This window comes from Prosthecobacter sp. Pr1, from assembly GCF_057652315.1.
Window position 1 is genome coordinate 76,227 of record NZ_JBYFBS010000004.1, and the last position, 15,767, is coordinate 91,993.

14 protein-coding genes are annotated in these 15,767 nt (G+C 60.2%); 4 read left to right on the top strand and 10 right to left on the bottom strand.

The window, feature by feature from the left end; all coding sequences use genetic code 11:
- Positions 1-18: 18 nt before the first annotated feature.
- The 5 genes from AC24GY_RS07970 to AC24GY_RS07990 all read right to left on the bottom strand — a co-directional run bounded on the left by AC24GY_RS07970 (position 19) and on the right by AC24GY_RS07990 (position 4,423).
- Positions 19-1,320 carry a PQQ-binding-like beta-propeller repeat protein gene (locus tag AC24GY_RS07970; RefSeq protein WP_487681797.1) on the bottom strand — a complete coding sequence of 434 codons (1,302 nt, stop codon included), beginning with the start codon at positions 1,318-1,320 and terminating at the stop codon, positions 19-21.
- A gap of 65 nt (positions 1,321-1,385) precedes the next feature.
- A complete protein-coding gene (locus AC24GY_RS07975) occupies positions 1,386-1,586 on the bottom strand; it encodes a hypothetical protein (RefSeq protein ID WP_487681799.1) in 201 nt (66 codons plus the stop codon).
- 5 nt (positions 1,587-1,591) lie between these two features.
- Entirely contained in the window at positions 1,592-2,161 is a 570-nt protein-coding gene (locus AC24GY_RS07980; protein WP_487681801.1) for a hypothetical protein, read from the bottom strand.
- Positions 2,158-2,700 (bottom strand): hypothetical protein, encoded by a 543-nt coding sequence (locus AC24GY_RS07985; RefSeq protein ID WP_487681803.1) that lies wholly within the window; start codon positions 2,698-2,700, stop codon positions 2,158-2,160. Before AC24GY_RS07985 ends, AC24GY_RS07980 begins: the two co-directional genes overlap by 4 nt.
- A gap of 43 nt (positions 2,701-2,743) precedes the next feature.
- The gene (locus AC24GY_RS07990) at positions 2,744-4,423 is read right to left on the bottom strand and encodes a ribulokinase (RefSeq protein WP_487681805.1); all 1,680 of its coding nucleotides are present in this window, start codon (positions 4,421-4,423) and stop codon (positions 2,744-2,746) included.
- 148 nt (positions 4,424-4,571) lie between these two features.
- Between AC24GY_RS07990 and AC24GY_RS07995 the strand changes: the two genes are divergently transcribed.
- The 3 genes from AC24GY_RS07995 (at position 4,572) to AC24GY_RS08005 (ending at position 6,985) form a co-directional block, all read left to right on the top strand.
- Positions 4,572-5,249, top strand: coding sequence for a 3-keto-disaccharide hydrolase (locus AC24GY_RS07995; RefSeq protein WP_487681807.1), 678 nt, complete (start codon positions 4,572-4,574; stop codon positions 5,247-5,249).
- Positions 5,250-5,322: 73 nt separating this feature from the next.
- Complete coding sequence (locus AC24GY_RS08000) at positions 5,323-6,114, top strand: dienelactone hydrolase family protein (protein WP_487681809.1); 792 nt, start codon at positions 5,323-5,325, stop codon at positions 6,112-6,114.
- 16 nt (positions 6,115-6,130) lie between these two features.
- A complete protein-coding gene (locus AC24GY_RS08005; protein ID WP_487681811.1) occupies positions 6,131-6,985 on the top strand; it encodes a hypothetical protein in 855 nt (284 codons plus the stop codon).
- 53 nt (positions 6,986-7,038) lie between these two features.
- On the opposite strand, the gene AC24GY_RS08010 is transcribed toward AC24GY_RS08005, so the two are convergent.
- From AC24GY_RS08010 to AC24GY_RS08030, 5 genes are all read right to left on the bottom strand, one after another.
- A complete protein-coding gene (locus AC24GY_RS08010; RefSeq protein WP_487681813.1) occupies positions 7,039-9,513 on the bottom strand; it encodes a PPC domain-containing protein in 2,475 nt (824 codons plus the stop codon).
- 21 nt (positions 9,514-9,534) lie between these two features.
- Positions 9,535-10,047 carry a hypothetical protein gene (locus AC24GY_RS08015; protein WP_487681815.1) on the bottom strand — a complete coding sequence of 171 codons (513 nt, stop codon included), beginning with the start codon at positions 10,045-10,047 and terminating at the stop codon, positions 9,535-9,537.
- A 3-nt stretch (positions 10,048-10,050) separates the two neighbouring features.
- Positions 10,051-12,135: an FAD-dependent oxidoreductase gene (locus AC24GY_RS08020; RefSeq protein ID WP_487681817.1), complete on the bottom strand. Its 2,085-nt coding sequence runs from the start codon at positions 12,133-12,135 to the stop codon at positions 10,051-10,053.
- A gap of 112 nt (positions 12,136-12,247) precedes the next feature.
- Positions 12,248-13,654 carry an efflux transporter outer membrane subunit gene (locus AC24GY_RS08025; protein ID WP_487681819.1) on the bottom strand — a complete coding sequence of 469 codons (1,407 nt, stop codon included), beginning with the start codon at positions 13,652-13,654 and terminating at the stop codon, positions 12,248-12,250.
- A gap of 63 nt (positions 13,655-13,717) precedes the next feature.
- The gene (locus AC24GY_RS08030) at positions 13,718-14,020 is read right to left on the bottom strand and encodes a hypothetical protein (RefSeq protein ID WP_487681821.1); all 303 of its coding nucleotides are present in this window, start codon (positions 14,018-14,020) and stop codon (positions 13,718-13,720) included.
- A gap of 95 nt (positions 14,021-14,115) precedes the next feature.
- Between AC24GY_RS08030 and AC24GY_RS08035 the strand changes: the two genes are divergently transcribed.
- A complete protein-coding gene (locus AC24GY_RS08035; protein ID WP_487681823.1) occupies positions 14,116-15,750 on the top strand; it encodes a sulfatase family protein in 1,635 nt (544 codons plus the stop codon).
- The last annotated feature ends 17 nt before the right edge of the window (positions 15,751-15,767 follow it).

Below are 15,767 nucleotides of genomic sequence, written 5' to 3' on the forward strand. Positions count from 1 at the left end.
AAGCTGAAGAAGAAATCTTCACCGCGCGGCGGTTTTCGGGGTGCGTTTGCCGAGGCAGATGAGGCTTTTGTCGCTGCGGATGAAGATCTGGCCTTCGCTGAGTGCGGGGGAGGCGAAGACTTTTTCCTTGAGTTCGCTTTCGGCGAGGAGCTTGTAGGTCTTGTCGGGCTGGACGGTGCGAAGGATGCCGAAGTCGTTGATGAAAAAGACGTGACCTTCGGCGCTGGTGAGGGAGGCGTGGTGCTCGCGCATGCGCTCCTCCCATTGGATCTCGCCGGATTTCGCATCGAAGCAGTGGGCGACGCCGGAGTCGGAGACATTGAGCAGATGGCTGCCTTCGATGAGCGGTGATGGGACGTAGGAGACGCCTTTGTTGGTGCGCCAGACGATGTGGGTGTTGGTGACGTTGCCGCTGCCGTCGGGCTTGATGGCGAGGAGGTGGTGCTCGGGGAAGCCTCCGGTCATGTAGAGGAGGCCGGATTGATCGCTGTAAACGATGGAGGCGACGAACTGCTCGGTGGGGCCGTCGATGATCCAGAGGAGCTTGCCGGTGCGCGGGTCGTAGCTGGTGACGCACATGGTGCCGGAGAGGACCATCTGGGTGCGGCCGCCGATGTCGCGAATGAGAGGGACGCAGTAGCTGCGGGTGTTGTTGGGGCGTGCGATGCGCCACAGCTCCTTGCCGTCGGCGCGGGCGAGGGCGACGATGTAGCCGTCCCCATCGTGGTCGCAATTGACGATGACTTTGTCTTCAAAGACGATGGGGCTGGAGCAGAAGCCGTGCTTGCTGGAGAAGAGGCCGGGGCGCACCTGCCAGATTTGTTTGCCGCTGAAGTTATGTGCGGAGATGACGACGGTGCCTTTGGGCACTTCGCCTTTGCCGATGACACGACCGGCGTTGGCGGCGCGGGTGGCGTCGGTCTCGGTGTTGTCGAGGAAGGCGGTGAAGACGCGCTCGCCATCCGTGGCGGGGGTGCTGGAGGCCTGGCTGTTGAGTTTGTGGATGCTTTCGATGGGTGCTTTGAGGACCGTGGACTGCCAGAGCTGTTTTCCTGAAGCACGGTCGAGACAGAGCAGGACACGCTCCTGGTTTTCTGTCAGTGCGGCGACAATGAAGATGCGATCCTGCCATACGATGGGCGAGGCATGACCGCTGCCGGGGAGCTCGACTTTCCATGTGACATTGCCATCTGCGGAGATCGGAAAGCCGGTGTCTTTGGAAGTGCCATCGAGACGCGGTCCGCGCCACTGCGGCCAGTCTTCGGCAGGCAGGAGCGAAGGGGTGAGAGCGAGGAGCAGGGAAAGCGTGCGGAAAGTCATGAGTGGGAGAAAACGCCGGGGAGAGGGGGGAGCTTGCGAGAATGAGGCGAAGAGCTTCCGCCACATCAGCCGAGCCACCAATACAACAGCAAGACGGCGGTGATCGCGATCAAGCCACGCAGGCAGAGACGGATGAGGCGGCGATCACTGGCCGAGGTGTCCGGCGAGGTTTTGGAGAAATCCTGCTGGAAGATGACAGACACATACGGTCCCAGCCAGAGGAGCAGAATAAGCAGGGCTGGGTAAAGGATGTGGCGCCAGTCCATGGTGCTCACGAGGGCGAATAAGTGTCGAGCAACCGCCTCACCACCGGCAGCGCACGTTCGAAGGCATCTCGCAGTTCATGGATGTCCGGCATGCGCACGTCGCGAAAGGCGGGCTCCATCTGTTCGCTGGTGATGCCATCGTGTCGGATCAGGAACTCCACATCCTGCATGTCCTGAGGGTCGTTGCCTCGCATCATTTTGGTCAGAATGAGGTCGATGGTGTGAGGACGAAAGAGCTTCAGAAAGCGAGTGGCCGGACGGAGCACCGGAACGATGAAATTCTCCCAGTCCGGGCGGAGAAAGACCTGATCCTCTTGAAACAGATGTGTCATGTAGAGGCCCTGCTTTTCCAAGATTGCATTCACCCGGGCCTGGGCCTCCCAAAACTGGTCATCTGCTTCAAGTTCAGCGGACTTGGAGAAGCGTAAAATCACATCCATGTCCAATGAACGTCCAATGGCTGCAGGCACGTCATCGAACCCAAGCGCGATGGAGGCACGGCCATAAGCCACCAATGAAACCTCATGGTCGAGCAAACCATCCAGGGTGGAGGCAATAATCTCAGCATTAGTCATGCCGCAAAACGCCGTGGACGCTGCCATTCAAAAGTAGTTTTCCTCCCCACATGCCGCTCGTAACCATTCATCGCCACGAAGCGGGTGGGATGAGGCATCACGCCGTCTTTAGGCTCCGGCATGGGCGGCAGCAGCGCCAGCAGTTCAGTCCAAAAAGAATTGTCCGGTTCGTATTTCCTACCGCATGCCGCCACATAGGCGACGACCATTTCGCTGCGCTCCCAAACCGCAAGCCGCGCCAGCACCTGCGGATCATTCCCTTCCGCTCCGAGCATGGCAGCCCCGCAACGGATCGAAAAAGGATCGTAAACCTGCGCGATGGAAAGCAGCGCCACGGCAAGTTCCTCATTCGAGAAACTCTCTACCGGGACAAGTTCGCCCTCAGGCTCATCTCCCTGCCAGTAATGGCGGCATCCGCGCTGAACTGCCAGCACGCGCAGATCCTCTGGCACACGCAGCCCCAGCCGACGCGCCTTCATCAGCAGCGGGGAGAGGTGCGTCGTGGTGCCAAGTTTGCGGGCCAGGGTTTCTGTTTCCACAGACGGAGTTTAGCCGAGCTCGGCTCAAAAACAAGCCCTCGCATCAGCTCTGCCGTGCGCGGATATCCAGCAACTGCTTCATCACGTGGTTGATCTTGCCGCTCCATTCGGTGGTGCCGAAGGCGTCGTGGAGGGTGCGGTAGAGGGTGTAGAGTTCGGCGTAGACGGCCTGGTTTTCGGGAATGGGGTAATAGACTTTTTCGCGGGTGGCGGTGACCTGGGACTGGAGGGTGTGAATGTCCCCTGCCCCGGCGGCGGCGGCACCGAAGATGGCGGCGCCGAGGGCGCAGGTTTGCTCGCTCTGGCTGACTTTCATGGGCTTGCCGATGATGTCGGCGTAGCACTGCATGAGGGTGGCGTTTTTGATGGAGAGGCCGCCGGTGTTGATGACTTCCTCGATTTTGACCCCGTATTCCTCGACGCGTTTGATGATGGTGAGCGCGCCGAAGGCGGTGGCTTCGATGTAGGCGCGGTAGATCTCGTGAGCCTCGGTGTGGAGAGTCTGGCCGAGCAGGAGGCCGGTGAGGCGGACATCGACGAGCACGGTGCGGTTGCCGTTGTTCCAATCGAGCGCGAGCAGGCCGGTGGAGCCGGGCTTTTTGCCGAGCATGGCCTTCTCCATGTTCACGAACTTTTCGCCCACGGTGGCGCCGTAGGTGTCGGGCACGAGGTGATTGACGAACCAGAGGAAGATGTCGCCCACGGCGCTTTGTCCGGCCTCGATGCCGTAGTAGCCGGGGAGAACTGAGCCATTCACGATGCCGCAGACTCCGGGGATGTCGGCGAGAGGTTTGCTGGTAGGAGCGATCATGAGATCGCAGGTGCTGGTGCCGAGGATTTTCACCAGCGTGCCTTCTTTGATGCCTGCGCCGACCGCGCCCATGTGCGCATCAAACGCGCCGACGCTGATGGCGATGCCCTCTTTGAGGCCGAGGCGCAGGGACCATTCAGCGCAGAGAGAGCCGGCCTTCACATCGGCGGTGTGGGCCACGGAGTAGAGGCGGTCGCGGAGATCGGCGAGTGCGGGGTCGAGCCGGGCGAGGAATTCGGTGTCGGGAAGGCCGCCCCATTCGGTGCTGAACATGGCCTTGTGCCCGGCGCTGCACACGCCGCGCTTGAGCGTGAGAGGATCGGTGTTGCCAGTGAGCACGGCGGGAATCCAGTCGCAATGCTCGACGAAGCTGAATGCGGCCTCGAAGACCTGGACGTCCACGCGGCGGAGGCGGAGGATTTTGCTCCACCACCACTCGCTGGAGTAGATGCCGCCGCATTTGGCGATGATGTTGGGCCGCATCTCATGGGCTAGCTGCGTGATCTCTGCTGCCTCGGCGTAGCCGGTGTGGTCTTTCCAGAGCCAGACCATGGCGTTGAGGTTGTTCTTAAACTCGGGCAGCAGGCCGAGTGGCGTGCCCTGTTGGTTGACCGGAATGGGGGTGCTGCCGGTGGTGTCGATGCCGATGCCGATGACCTGCGCGGGATCAAAGCCGGGAACGTTTGCCTGAGCCTGCTGCAAGGCACCGCGCACCACGGCTTCGAGGCCGTCGAGGTAATCCTGTGGATTCTGCCGGGCGACGTGGGGGTCTTTGGGATCGAGCAGGATGCCCATCTCGCCGCTCGGGTAATTGAAGACGGTGGAGCCGACTTCGGCGCCGTTGTCGAGGTCGATGAGGAGGGAGCGGCAGGAATTGGTGCCGTAGTCGATGCCGAGGGAGTAGCGCTTCATGGGTTGGGTTGGAGCAGTCTGCGGATGTTTTAGCGGGTTCATCCCGCAGTGCGAGCCAAAACCGGACAAGGTTTGTGACCGGGGTGTGACGGTTCTTGATGCATGAGAGGAGAAAGACCGTGCGCGGCAGGCCGTTTATCACCGCCCTATGACCAACCGTCTGCTTTCTTTCGCCGCTGTTTTCTCCCTCACTGCCGCCCTGCATGCCGAGGACGCTTTTGTCCCGCTGTTTGACGGCAAGACCCTCGCAGGCTGGGAGCAGCACAGCGGCAAGGCGGAGTACCGTGTGGAAAACGGTGCGGTGGTGGGCAAGACGGTGCCGGACACGGGGAACTCCTTCCTGTGCACGACGAAGAAGTACGGGAACTTCATCCTGGAACTCGAGTTCAAGGTTGATCCCTCGATGAACTCGGGGATTCAGTTCCGCAGCAACTACTACACGCAGGAGACGGAAGTGGAGATCGCGGGGAAAAAGAAGAAATTCCCGGCGGATCGGGTGCATGGCTACCAGTTTGAGATTGATCCGAGTGCGCGTGCCTTCACGGGCGGCGTGTATGACGAGGGCCGCCGTGGCTGGCTCTTTGATCTGAAGAACAACGAGGCGGCGCGCAAGGCCTTCAGGCAGGGTGAGTGGAACCAGGCGCGCATCGAGTGCCGTGGCAGCAGCATCAAAACTTTCATCAATGGGGTTCTGGCTGCGGACTTCACTGATGACATGACCGCCGAGGGCGTCATCGCCCTGCAGGTGCACGGGATTGGCAAAAAAACCGAAGCGGTGGGCAAGGAAGTGATGTGGAAAAACATCCGCATTCAAGAACTCAAGTAGAAACATCTTTCGAGTTCATCCGGGAAACGAGTTGGAAAACTCGCTTCCTTCTGTGTACACTGCCCCCACAACCATGAAAACCAACCGCGCTCTGCTTTTCATCTCCTCCCTGCTACTTTCCACCAGCCTGCTGAAGGCTGAGATCAAGGAAACTGTCGTCGAATACAAATCCGGAGACGTGCTCTGCGAAGGCCTGCACGTCGTCGATACCGCCAAGACCGGCAAGCTGCCCTCTGTGCTGATCATCCACCAGTGGACCGGCTTGAGTGACAACGAGAAGATGCGGGCCCGCATGCTGGCGGAGCTCGGCTACAACGTTTTCGCCGCCGACATCTATGGCAAAGGCATCCGCCCGCAGCCTCCAGAAGCTGGCAAGGAGGCCGGGAAGTACAAAGGCAACCGCAAGCTGTACCGCGAGCGCATGCTGTCCGCGCTGGAGGTGCTGGACAAGGACCCGCAGACGGACCTCTCCAAAGTTGCCGCCATCGGCTACTGCTTTGGGGGCACCGGGGTGATCGAGCTGGCCCGCAGCGGCGCGCTGATCAAGGGTGTGGTGAGCTTCCATGGCGGGCTCGATTCCCCGACTCCTGCCGACGGCAAGAACATCAAGGGCAAGGTGCTGGCGCTGCATGGCGCGGACGACCCCTTTGTGCCGGCCAAGGACATCGCCGCGTTTGAGCAGGAGATGAAGGACGCGAAGGTGGACTACAAGCTGGTGAGCTACCCCGGCGCGGTGCATGCCTTTACGCAGAAGGGTGCGGGCAATGACAACAGCAAAGGTGCAGCCTACAATGAAGCCGCCGACAAGGCCTCCTGGGAGGAGATGAAGGCCTTCTTCGCACGCATTTTCAAGATTGAAGGCTGAAACAAGGAGGCCGACCATGAAACGACTTCTGCTGCTGCAAGCCACTCTGGCCTTTGCCGTGCTGACGGCAGCGGAAGAGCCCACGAACTTCATCCGGTTTGTGGAGGAGGATGAGAGCGACAGTCTGCAAACGGCGGTGGTGAGCTATGAGTCGCCGCAGAAGGTCAAAGTGGACCTTGTGGGGGCCATCCACATCGCTGACAAGGCGTATTTCGACGGACTGAACGTGCGGTTCAAAGGCTATGAGGCGGTGCTGTATGAACTCGTCGGCCCGTCCTTTGAGGAACGGGGCAAGCCCGAGGCCAAGAAGCAGGCGGAAAAGCTGCAGTGGGTTGGTCAGCTGCAGACCATGATGCGTGACACGCTAAAGCTGCACGGCCAGCTCGAAGGCATCGACTACACAGCGAAGAATTTCGTGCATGCGGACATGGACATGTCCCAGTTTACGCAGACGCAGACCGAGAAGCAGGAGAGCTTCCTTTCGCTCTACCTCAAGGCGGCGCAGGCGCAGAAAGAGGTCAATGAAAAGCGCGGCGTCAATTCGGATACCGCCGGGATGGTGATGCTGCTGAAGATTCTGACGATGAAGGACAGCAGCACGGAGCTGAAGCGCATGATCGCCCAGGAGTTCGACAGTGTGGAGGACATCATGGCGGGCATGGAGACCGGCGACGGCACCGTGCTCGTGGGAGAGCGGAACAAGGTGGCGCTGCAGGTCATGGACAAGGAGATTGCCACCGGGAAAAAGCGGATCGCCATCTTTTACGGCGCCGCGCATCTAGGAGACATGGAGGAGCGCCTGCTGAAGAAGGGCTTCAAGCGCACGAAGGTGGAGTGGCTGAAGGCCTGGGATCTGCCGCATGCCAAATGAAATGAGGAAGACCGAAGCCTTCCTCATCACAAATTCAAAGCTGAGCAGCTGGCTTATTTCTTAGCACCTGCGGCTTCCAGACGGAGCTGCTCAAGACGGGAGAGAACTTTCGGAGCGGCCGGAGCAGCAGGCTTGGGGGCTTCCTTGGGTTTGTTGGCAGCGAGGACGGGGGCTGCGGGTGGCGGAGTGACCACCTTGCGAGGGGCGTCGATGCGCAGGATGGAGCCGAGCGCAATGCGATGGATCGTGGTGGCATTGGTGCCCTTCACAGGAACATCGACACGCACAAACAGGTTGGCCTGCTTGCCGATGGGCGACTTGTCGTTCGTCTTCACCTTGAAGGAAACTTCCTTGGTGTCCTTGGTGATCTTGGCAGGCTCGATCGGGATGGTGTCCGGGACGCCGAGAACCTGGGCGGTGGCCTCGCCATCGAATGGCAGGAGCTGCTCCAGCTTGGCGACCATGACGGCTTCCTTGCCCTGCTCCACGGCGACGAGCGGGATGGCCGGCGCGGTGATGTAGGCCGGCGCGGTGACGACTGCCGTGAATGGAGACGCATTGTAGATGCGGCCCTTGCCGGCATCGGCCTCACCCATGACGGTGAAATTCCAAGAACCGGCAGGCGTGCCAGCATTGGCATCCAGCTGGAAGACGCACTCGTTCTGGCCTTCCGGAATGGTCTGCTCGCCCAAGGCGCTGACACCGTTGGGCTTCCAGATCATGAGCACACGGATGGGGGCCTTGAAGCCTTCCTTGCGCTTGGAGACGACCTTGAGTTCGAGAATGCCGTTGTTCACCAGCGGCACGGCAGGCTTGACGATTTCGAGGGAGTAGGGAGCCTCCTCCACGACGGCGACGGGCAGGCGGTCTTCGATCTGGGTGTAGTAGACGACGTTGCCATTGCGCACGATGTCGAACTCCTGGCGCAGCTTGCCACGTGTCTTGGTGTTCGGATCGACGGCATTGAGAGAGATGGGGACGACCTGATGACCGAGTGGTGCATCCGCAGTGGCTTCAAAAAGCAACGGCACGCTGCCGAGGTCTTTCGGGGCCATTTCGGTGAGCAGTTTCACGCCCTGGGGCATGTTCTGGACGTCAAACTTGAAGTCGCCGCCGACGTTGTTGCGGCTGACGTTGACGAGCGTGGCATAGCGTCCGCCTTTGGGAACAGCGATGAACTGGCGGTAGTTGTTGTCGTTCACCGAGTACTGAGGCGAGGCGAAGAAGACCTCAGGCTCTGCGGCGATGAGTTCAAGGCGATAGACGTAGTTGGCACCGCCGCGTTCCAGATGATCGGCCACGCGCACGAAGTAGTCGCCGTCCGCTGGAATGGCGACTTTGAACTTGCTGTCGAGACGGCGGCGGCCACCACCGTCGTCGTTGCCGCTGATGGAGCCGCCTTTGGCATTGTAGATGTTCACCACGCTGTCGAGCGGGGAGCCGAGGCTCTGAGCAAAGGCCTGCACTTCCAGCGTCATGCCTTTCTTGAGCGGCACTTTGAAGAAATCGATGTCACCGGGTTTCTCGATGATGCCGTTGAGGGCGATTGGGGAACCTGGGGCGACCGTGGCCTTCGCCTGCTCATCGTTGGGCTCGGCTTCGAGCACGTTGTCATAGTTGACAAGACGGAATGGGTTGCCGGAAGGAGCGGGCTCCTGGGACTTCGAGAAGAGCATGTAGTCAGGGTCGATTTCCGCTGGCAGCTGAACCTCTTCTTCAAAGGAGCTGTCGCGCTCGATGAGGCGCACTTTGGTCTTGGAGCCGATCTTGCCACCGGCGGGATAGACGACATCAGGGCGGCGGAAACCGCCGACGTGCAGGCGGTAGTAGGAATTGCCACCGCCACGGTAGGAGGATTCGCGGATCATGACGGTGTAGTCGCCATCTTCTTCAGCCACATAAGAGCAGTAACCATCCTGACGGTGGAGGATGGTGTCGTCAGAGATCACCTTTTCGAAGCGGTCTTTGTCAATGATGGCCAGGAAGGGGTCAAACACGGTGTAGCCGAGGCGGAGGCCGTCCACTTCGACGGAGAGGCGCTGGCCTTTCTTGAGGCTGACGCGGTAGTAGTCCACGTCTTCGTTTTGCACGACGCCCTCAATGGTTTGATTGAGCTGGATGACCTGCGGAGATTCGAAGTCGCTGTTGGGCTCCTTCTCATCCACGTTCGGGAAGATGCCCACGAAGAACTGGCGGGCATGCGACATGCCGGACTTCGTGCGGATGCGCATGAGGTGATTTCCCGGCGGCACATCCGGAGCGATGCCGATGGTGAGCTGCACCTTGTTGGGTTCCACCTTGTCCACGCTCTTCTGGGTGAAGCCGGGGGAGAAGAAGATCATGCTCTCAAAGTCAGCCAGCTGGGTCCCCGTGACGGTGAGTTTCACCTCCGTGCCACGCTGGCCGCCGTTTGGCGCCGTGGTGGTAAAAGTGGGGTACGCCGCAAAGGCACTGGTGGCACAGGCTGCGGTGATGAGGATCAAATGACGGATGGTGGACATGACAATGAGGTAGGGGTCGTTCAGCATACGCCCCGGCAAAGGCGAAAATTACGAATTGCGTGAAGTTCCTGCGGACATTTGGCGCACCAGATGCAGGCAGTAAAGCAGCGGCAGGGCTCCAAAAAGGCCAAAAGAACAGTCCACCAGCCGCCAGTAGAGAGGGATGCCGCGCACTGCTCCGCAGATCAGCGCCAGAGGAAAAACTGCGGCACAGGCAAAGAGGCCCACCTTTAAAACCCAGGCATTGGGCAGCGGATCACGCCAGGGCCCGGCGATGAAAAAGACCGCGATCATGAGGTGGCCGAACGCCAGCCAGTCCGTGCCGTAGGCAACGAAAGGAAACTGCGCCTGAGTGACCTCCAGCCCATGCCAAACATAGCCGATCCAGAAGGACAGCCCGCTGTGACTGGCGTACTCGGCGTGATGCTGGATGCCGAGCCACGAAGCCATCAGCCGCAGTTCATGCAGCAATGGGAAAGCCGTGAGTCCGCTGAGGATCAGGCCGATGATGAAGAGGCCCAGAACCAAGCGGCAGCGCCGCAGCAGCGTATCCTTGCTCATGCCTCAGTCCTCCACCGGCAGCCAGCGTGCGCCATCCACGACCACGTAGCCGTCAGTGCCTTCATTGGAAATGGTGATGGCGGTGTCGTTGCCGCATTCGTATTCGCCGAGGTCGATCCAGAACACGCCTTCAGCGGGCTGGGGGGACTTGAGGTCGATCTTGAGCTTTTTCACGCCACCTGCGTACTGGATTTCCACGGGGGCGTTGCTGGCGCGGTTGCTGTTGGGCGGGGAGGCGAGCATGAGGCGGTATTTGCCGGGCTTGGTGAGCTTTGGCTCAAAGCGCAGGCTGCTTTTGCCGTCCTTGGCGTTGCTGTCGTGCTGGTAGCCGTCGCCGATGAAGGACTTGGCGGCGCCGCTTTCATGCCATGAGCCGGTGACCTTGGCCTCGGTGTCATCCATGACGATGCCTTTGATCGTTTTGGGGTCCACGCCGCGCATGGTCTTGGGGCCGTCGTAGTGCAGGATCTGGCCGTCTTTGAGAATCTGTTTCTTGAGCTGCTCATACGGCACGTCCTGGACAGGAATGCCTGCATCCATGGCGAGCACTGCTGCGGTGGCGGCGCTCTGGCCGAGGATCATGAACACGGGCTCCATGCGAATGCTGCCGTAGGCGATGTGGCTGGCGGACATGGCGACGGGGACGAGGAGATTGCTCCCCTGCCCTTTCTTGGGAACCAGTGAGCCGTAGGCGATCTCATAGGGGCCTTTGGTGCTGATGCCGATGTCGCCTTCGTTCTGCACAAAACCCTCGGGCGTGATGTAGCGCTGGATGTTGTGGGAATCGATGCCGTAGCTGCCCATGCCGACGCTGTCGGGCGTGGGGCGCTTTTTGAGCAGTTCGTTTTCGGTCATCACGTAGCTGCCGATCATGCGGCGTGCTTCGCGGATGTAGAGCTGGTGGCTCCAGTTGCCGTTGTCGGTGAATTCATCCTTGGGCAGGCCCCAGGTCTGAAGCTCTTCCTGCACCTTCTTGGGCACGCGGGGGTCGTTGGCCACGAACCACAGCAAGCCCTGCTGATACTGGCGGTGCTCGGCGATGATCTCGCGGCGCTTTTCATAGCTGCCTTCGGGGTAGTCGTAATTGTAGCCGATGTTGTCGAAGCTGAAGGGCCCGTGATTGTTGGTGTCGGTCTTGTGGTTTGGAATGGGATCGAACTTTTCGAAGAACTCGCCCCAGCCTGCATTCAGCACGCGCAGCAGGATTTCGTACTGGCCCGCATCATAACCTTCCGGCTTGGGAAAAGGGATGCGGTTGCTCGGATCATTCGTGTAGCAGGAGCGAAAGCAGTAGGCCTGCACGCGCTTGTCGCCAGCACCGTATTCACCTGGAGGCGCTGTGCTCACGCGTGGTAGAACGCCGCTCTTGGGATCTCCCGGCACCTTGTAGGCGCTGATCGGCTCCTTCACCGCGCCGAAGTGGTGGCGGTGATGCAGTACACCGACCTGAATGCCATTCCACTTCTCGTCATACACAGAAGTCGCCTCACGGCCCACGTGATAGTCCACGCCGGCAGCCGCCATCAGATCGCCTTCGTAGGTGGCATCGATGAACATTTTGCCAGCGTAGGTCTTGCCGCTGAGGGTGGTGATGGAGGTGATTTTATCGCCGTCCTTTTTCACGCCCTTGGCGCGGTCCAGCCACTCGTCGCGCACCACTTCGAGACCGAACTCCTTGACGTAATCTTCAAAGATCTGCTCCGCCACATGCGGCTCAAAGATCCACATCGTGCGGTTTTCGCCATCCACCGCAGGCGTGCCCTGGCCTTTGCCGCCGTATTCGGATTTTTTCTGCTGCACCCAGGCGGAGTCCTTGTCGTAGTGCTGCCAGACGCGATGATAAAAATCGCGGGAGAGACCGCCGATAACAGCCTTGTTGCCGGTGTCGGTGAAACCAAGGCCGCCGCTGCTCAATCCGCCGAGGTGCTTGTCCGGAGACACAACGATCACGCTCTTGCCCATCTTCCTGGCCTGCACGGCGGCGATGACGGCAGAGCAGGTGCCGCCGTAGATGACGATGTCATGATCGGCTGCGTGAAGAACCTGGCTGGAAAGCAGGAAGGAGGCTAGAAGGGTGCGCAATTGCATGGCTTGAAGTTGGGGGTTGGCTGAGCCGGTTCAATTCCATCGCCGCATGAAAGGAATCGGCAAACAGAATGTTTCGCCCTCATCCGTCCCCCACTTTTGCACCAGCCTCTGATCACTGCCAGCCGCCGCCGAGAGCCTTCAGCATCGCCACAGCAGCCATGAGGCGTTGGCCTTCCACCTGGGCGGAAAGCAGCTTGGCATTGAGCACGGTGCGGTTGGCATCCACGACTTCAAAGTAGCTGGCGAGACCTTTCTGGTAGCGCAGTTCGGCCAGACGCTGCGTCTCCTGCGCGGCGGCGATGGCTGCATCCAGCGCCTGCCCCTGCTTGGCGTAGGCTCTCGCATCGATGAGGCTGTCCTCGACTTCCTGCAGGGCCACCAGAATGCTCTGGCGGTAGTTGGCCAGAGTCTCGTCGTAAGCCGCCTTGCTGGCCTTCAAATTTGCCCGCAGCCTTCCACCCTGAAAAATCGGCAAGGTCATGCTGGGTCCAATGCTCAAGATGCGGCTGCGCTGATCGTAGAAATTCTCGGCACCGATACTTTCCAGACCACCGCTGCCGACGATGCTGAAGGCCGGGTAGAACGAGGCCGTGGAAACTCCCACCTTGGCGTTCGCCTCACGCATTTTCTGCTCTGCCGCGCGGATGTCAGGCCGACGCTGCAGGAGTGTGGAGGGCAGCCCGCCGGGCACTTTCGGCGGCCTTGGCAGGCTGGTGGCCTTGGCGATGTGGAAGTTCGAAGGGATTTCACCGCAGATGACCGCGAGAGCGTTTTCGGCATTGCCGCGCTGGCGCTCCAGTGCGGCCAGATCGTTGCGGGCGAGCTCCAGTTCCGTCCGGGCGCGGGCCACGTCCATTTCGTTCGCCAGGCCGCCTTTGAAGCGTGATTCCTGAAGCTTCAGCGCTTCTTCGCGCCAGGTCTGCGTGCTGATCACGACCTGCATCTGACGATCCAGCGAATGAGTCAGGAAGTACAACCGCGCCACTTCTGCGGCGAGGGTCAGACGCCTGGCGGAGAGAGTCTCCATGGCGGCAAACTGGGAGGCTTTGGAGCCTTCCACACCGCGACGCACCCGGCCCCAGAGGTCAAATTCCCAGCCCAGTTCGAGCAGGTTTTGAAACCGGCGGCGTTGCGTCTTGGGCAGGGAGACACCGGGGGGAAGGTTGGCACCAAAGGAGCTTTGCGAAAGGCGCTCATAATTCATCCCATTTTTCATGTCGAGCTGGGGGAACCAGTCCGCCTGCTGCACGCCGACTAGCGCGCGAGCGGTTTCGACACGTGCCAGAGCACTGCGCAGCTCCTGATTGTTCTCCATTGCGCGTTCTTCCAGCCGGTTCAGTTCAGAGGAGCCAAACAGCTTCCACCATTCACCGGGGACGGGGATGTCCGCCGTGCTGGCAGTGCCGCCATTCTTCCACTTGGAGGGCATCAGCACATCCGGCAGTTTGAAGTTTGGCCCGACGCTGCAGGAGGCACACGTCAATGTGGTCGTGAGGCAGAGAATTCGAAAGTGGTTCATGCGCGCCTATTCATGGGGTGAAACGTTCTTAGTGCAACCATCAAGACAGAGGTTCGTCCCCGGCTACTGAGGCAGACAGCCTGCCACTTTCTGCCGCCAGCTGGCGAGGACATCGTTTGCAACCTCATGCGCTTCCTCTGCGCTGACGTGCTCGGTAACGGCATGTGCGGTGGGCAGCCAGGAGGGAGTGGAGACTTCACCGATGTGATCGTGCTTTTCGGCACGGAGGAAGGCGCGCAGCTGCACTGTGAGCAGGTTTGTGCTGCGATCATGGCTGGCGACCGCCTCAACGCAGACTTCAAACGGAACTCCTTCAATGTCAAGGATGCGGATGACTTGAGTGGTATCGAGCAGTGAGTGAATCATGGATTGAGGTTCCTGAGCAATGCCGGGGTGTCGCTGCGTTGTTTACGCTTATTTTTGCGAAGGTTTACGCGCCAAGCCCTCGTTATGACGCAGCCATGCGTTTTCTTCTTTGCTGCCTAGCCCTGACCACCCTCGCCACTGCGGCTGACAAGCCGCTGAACATCCTCTTTCTCTTTGCCGATGACTGGGGCCGCTATGCGAGCATCTACGCAGAGCACGAGAAATTTCCTTCACCCAACCAGGTGGTGAAGACGCCGAACATCGACCGCATTGCCCGCGAGGGTGCGCTGTTTCGCCGGGCCTATGTGAACGCTCCGAGCTGCACGCCCTGCCGGAGTTCCCTGCTGTCAGGCCGTTATTTCTTCAACTGCGGACGCGCCGCCATCCTGAACGGTGCGGTGTGGGACCCGGCGATCCCGAGCTATCCGCTGCAGCTCAAGGAGCAGGGCTACCACCTCGGCAAGTCCTTCAAGGTTTGGAGTCCCGGCGAGCCTGCGGACGCGCCTTATGGCGGCCAGCAGTTTGCGTATCAGAAGAGTGGCGGGCGTTGCAATCAGTTCTCGGAAGAGGTCACCAAGATGGTCGCCAATGGTGTGCCGCTGGAGGCGGCAAAGCAGCAGATCTACGACGAGGTGCGGGGTAATTTCGACAGCTTCCTTGCCGCCCGCCCCAAAGGCGCGCCCTTCGCCTTCTGGCATGGGCCCACCAACGTGCATCGCAAGTGGGTCAAAGGCAGCGGACAGGCGCAATGGGGCATCAATCCGGACGACTTGAAGGGCAAGCTGCCCAAGCACCTGCCCGATGTGCCGGAATTCCGCGAGGACTTTGGCAGCTACCTCGGTGAAATCCAGGCCTTCGATGCCCAGGTGGGGGTGATCATCAAGCGGCTGGAAGAGGCGGGCGAGTACGATAACACGGTCATCGTCATCAGCGGCGACCATGGCGCGCCCGGATTCCCCGGCGGCAAGTGCAACCTCTATGACTTTGGCGTGAATGTGACGCTCGCAATCCGCTGGCCGGGACAACCGGGCGGACGGTATATCGAGGATTTCGTGAACCTCATGGACCTAGCGCCCACATTCATGGAGATCGGTGGGGCCAAAATTCCTGAAGGGGTGAACGGCAAGAGCCTCGTGAGCTTGATGAAGTCCGGCAAGTCCGGCCAGATCGAGAAGGAACGCGACTACGTCATCACCGGTCGTGAGCGCCACGTGAGCATCGCCCGGGAAGGCAACCTCCCCTACCCGCAGCGTGCGCTGCGCAAGGACGGCTTCCTCTACATCCACAACTTCAAGCCTGAGCGCATGCCGATGGGGGACTACAAATCGCTGACCGACAGCTTTACCCCTTCACAGGACGCGCTGGAGAATGACACCTATGCCGCTTTTCCTGACATGGATTCCTCTCCCGCCAAGGCCTGGCTGATCGAGCATCGCAACGACTCGCAGTACAAGTGGTACTTCGACTATGCCTTTGCCAAGCGCCCCGAAGAGGAGCTGTATGATCTCAGCAAAGATCCTGACTCCACGATCAACGTGGCCAAAGAATCTGCGTATGCGGATGTGAAAGCCAAGATGGCGGCGGAGCTGCAGGAGAAGCTCAAGGCTGTGGGCGATCCACGAGTGACGATGGATCCCGTGCCGTTTGAAGGCCCGCCGTTTACGCTGGACACCAAGTCGGATAAACCCGGCAAGGGGAAGAAGGGCAAAGGGAAGGCGAAGGCGGAGTAAGTTTAATTGCGGAGAGA

Excerpts from the sequence above, each read along its gene's own strand:
- AC24GY_RS08000 (WP_487681809.1), top strand. The coding sequence starts at position 5,323 with ATGAAAACCAACCGCGCTCTGCTTTTCATCTCCTCCCTGCTACTTTCC.
- AC24GY_RS08035 (WP_487681823.1), top strand. The coding sequence starts at position 14,116 with ATGCGTTTTCTTCTTTGCTGCCTAGCCCTGACCACCCTCGCCACTGCG.
- AC24GY_RS07975 (WP_487681799.1), bottom strand. The coding sequence starts at position 1,586 with ATGGACTGGCGCCACATCCTTTACCCAGCCCTGCTTATTCTGCTCCTC.
- AC24GY_RS07995 (WP_487681807.1), top strand. The coding sequence starts at position 4,572 with ATGACCAACCGTCTGCTTTCTTTCGCCGCTGTTTTCTCCCTCACTGCC.
- AC24GY_RS07990 (WP_487681805.1), bottom strand. The coding sequence starts at position 4,423 with ATGAAGCGCTACTCCCTCGGCATCGACTACGGCACCAATTCCTGCCGC.
- AC24GY_RS08020 (WP_487681817.1), bottom strand. The coding sequence starts at position 12,135 with ATGCAATTGCGCACCCTTCTAGCCTCCTTCCTGCTTTCCAGCCAGGTT.
- AC24GY_RS07970 (WP_487681797.1), bottom strand. The coding sequence starts at position 1,320 with ATGACTTTCCGCACGCTTTCCCTGCTCCTCGCTCTCACCCCTTCGCTC.
- AC24GY_RS07980 (WP_487681801.1), bottom strand. The coding sequence starts at position 2,161 with ATGACTAATGCTGAGATTATTGCCTCCACCCTGGATGGTTTGCTCGAC.
- AC24GY_RS08010 (WP_487681813.1), bottom strand. The coding sequence starts at position 9,513 with ATGCTGAACGACCCCTACCTCATTGTCATGTCCACCATCCGTCATTTG.
- AC24GY_RS08030 (WP_487681821.1), bottom strand. The coding sequence starts at position 14,020 with ATGATTCACTCACTGCTCGATACCACTCAAGTCATCCGCATCCTTGAC.
- AC24GY_RS08005 (WP_487681811.1), top strand. The coding sequence starts at position 6,131 with ATGAAACGACTTCTGCTGCTGCAAGCCACTCTGGCCTTTGCCGTGCTG.
- AC24GY_RS08025 (WP_487681819.1), bottom strand. The coding sequence starts at position 13,654 with ATGAACCACTTTCGAATTCTCTGCCTCACGACCACATTGACGTGTGCC.
- AC24GY_RS08015 (WP_487681815.1), bottom strand. The coding sequence starts at position 10,047 with ATGAGCAAGGATACGCTGCTGCGGCGCTGCCGCTTGGTTCTGGGCCTC.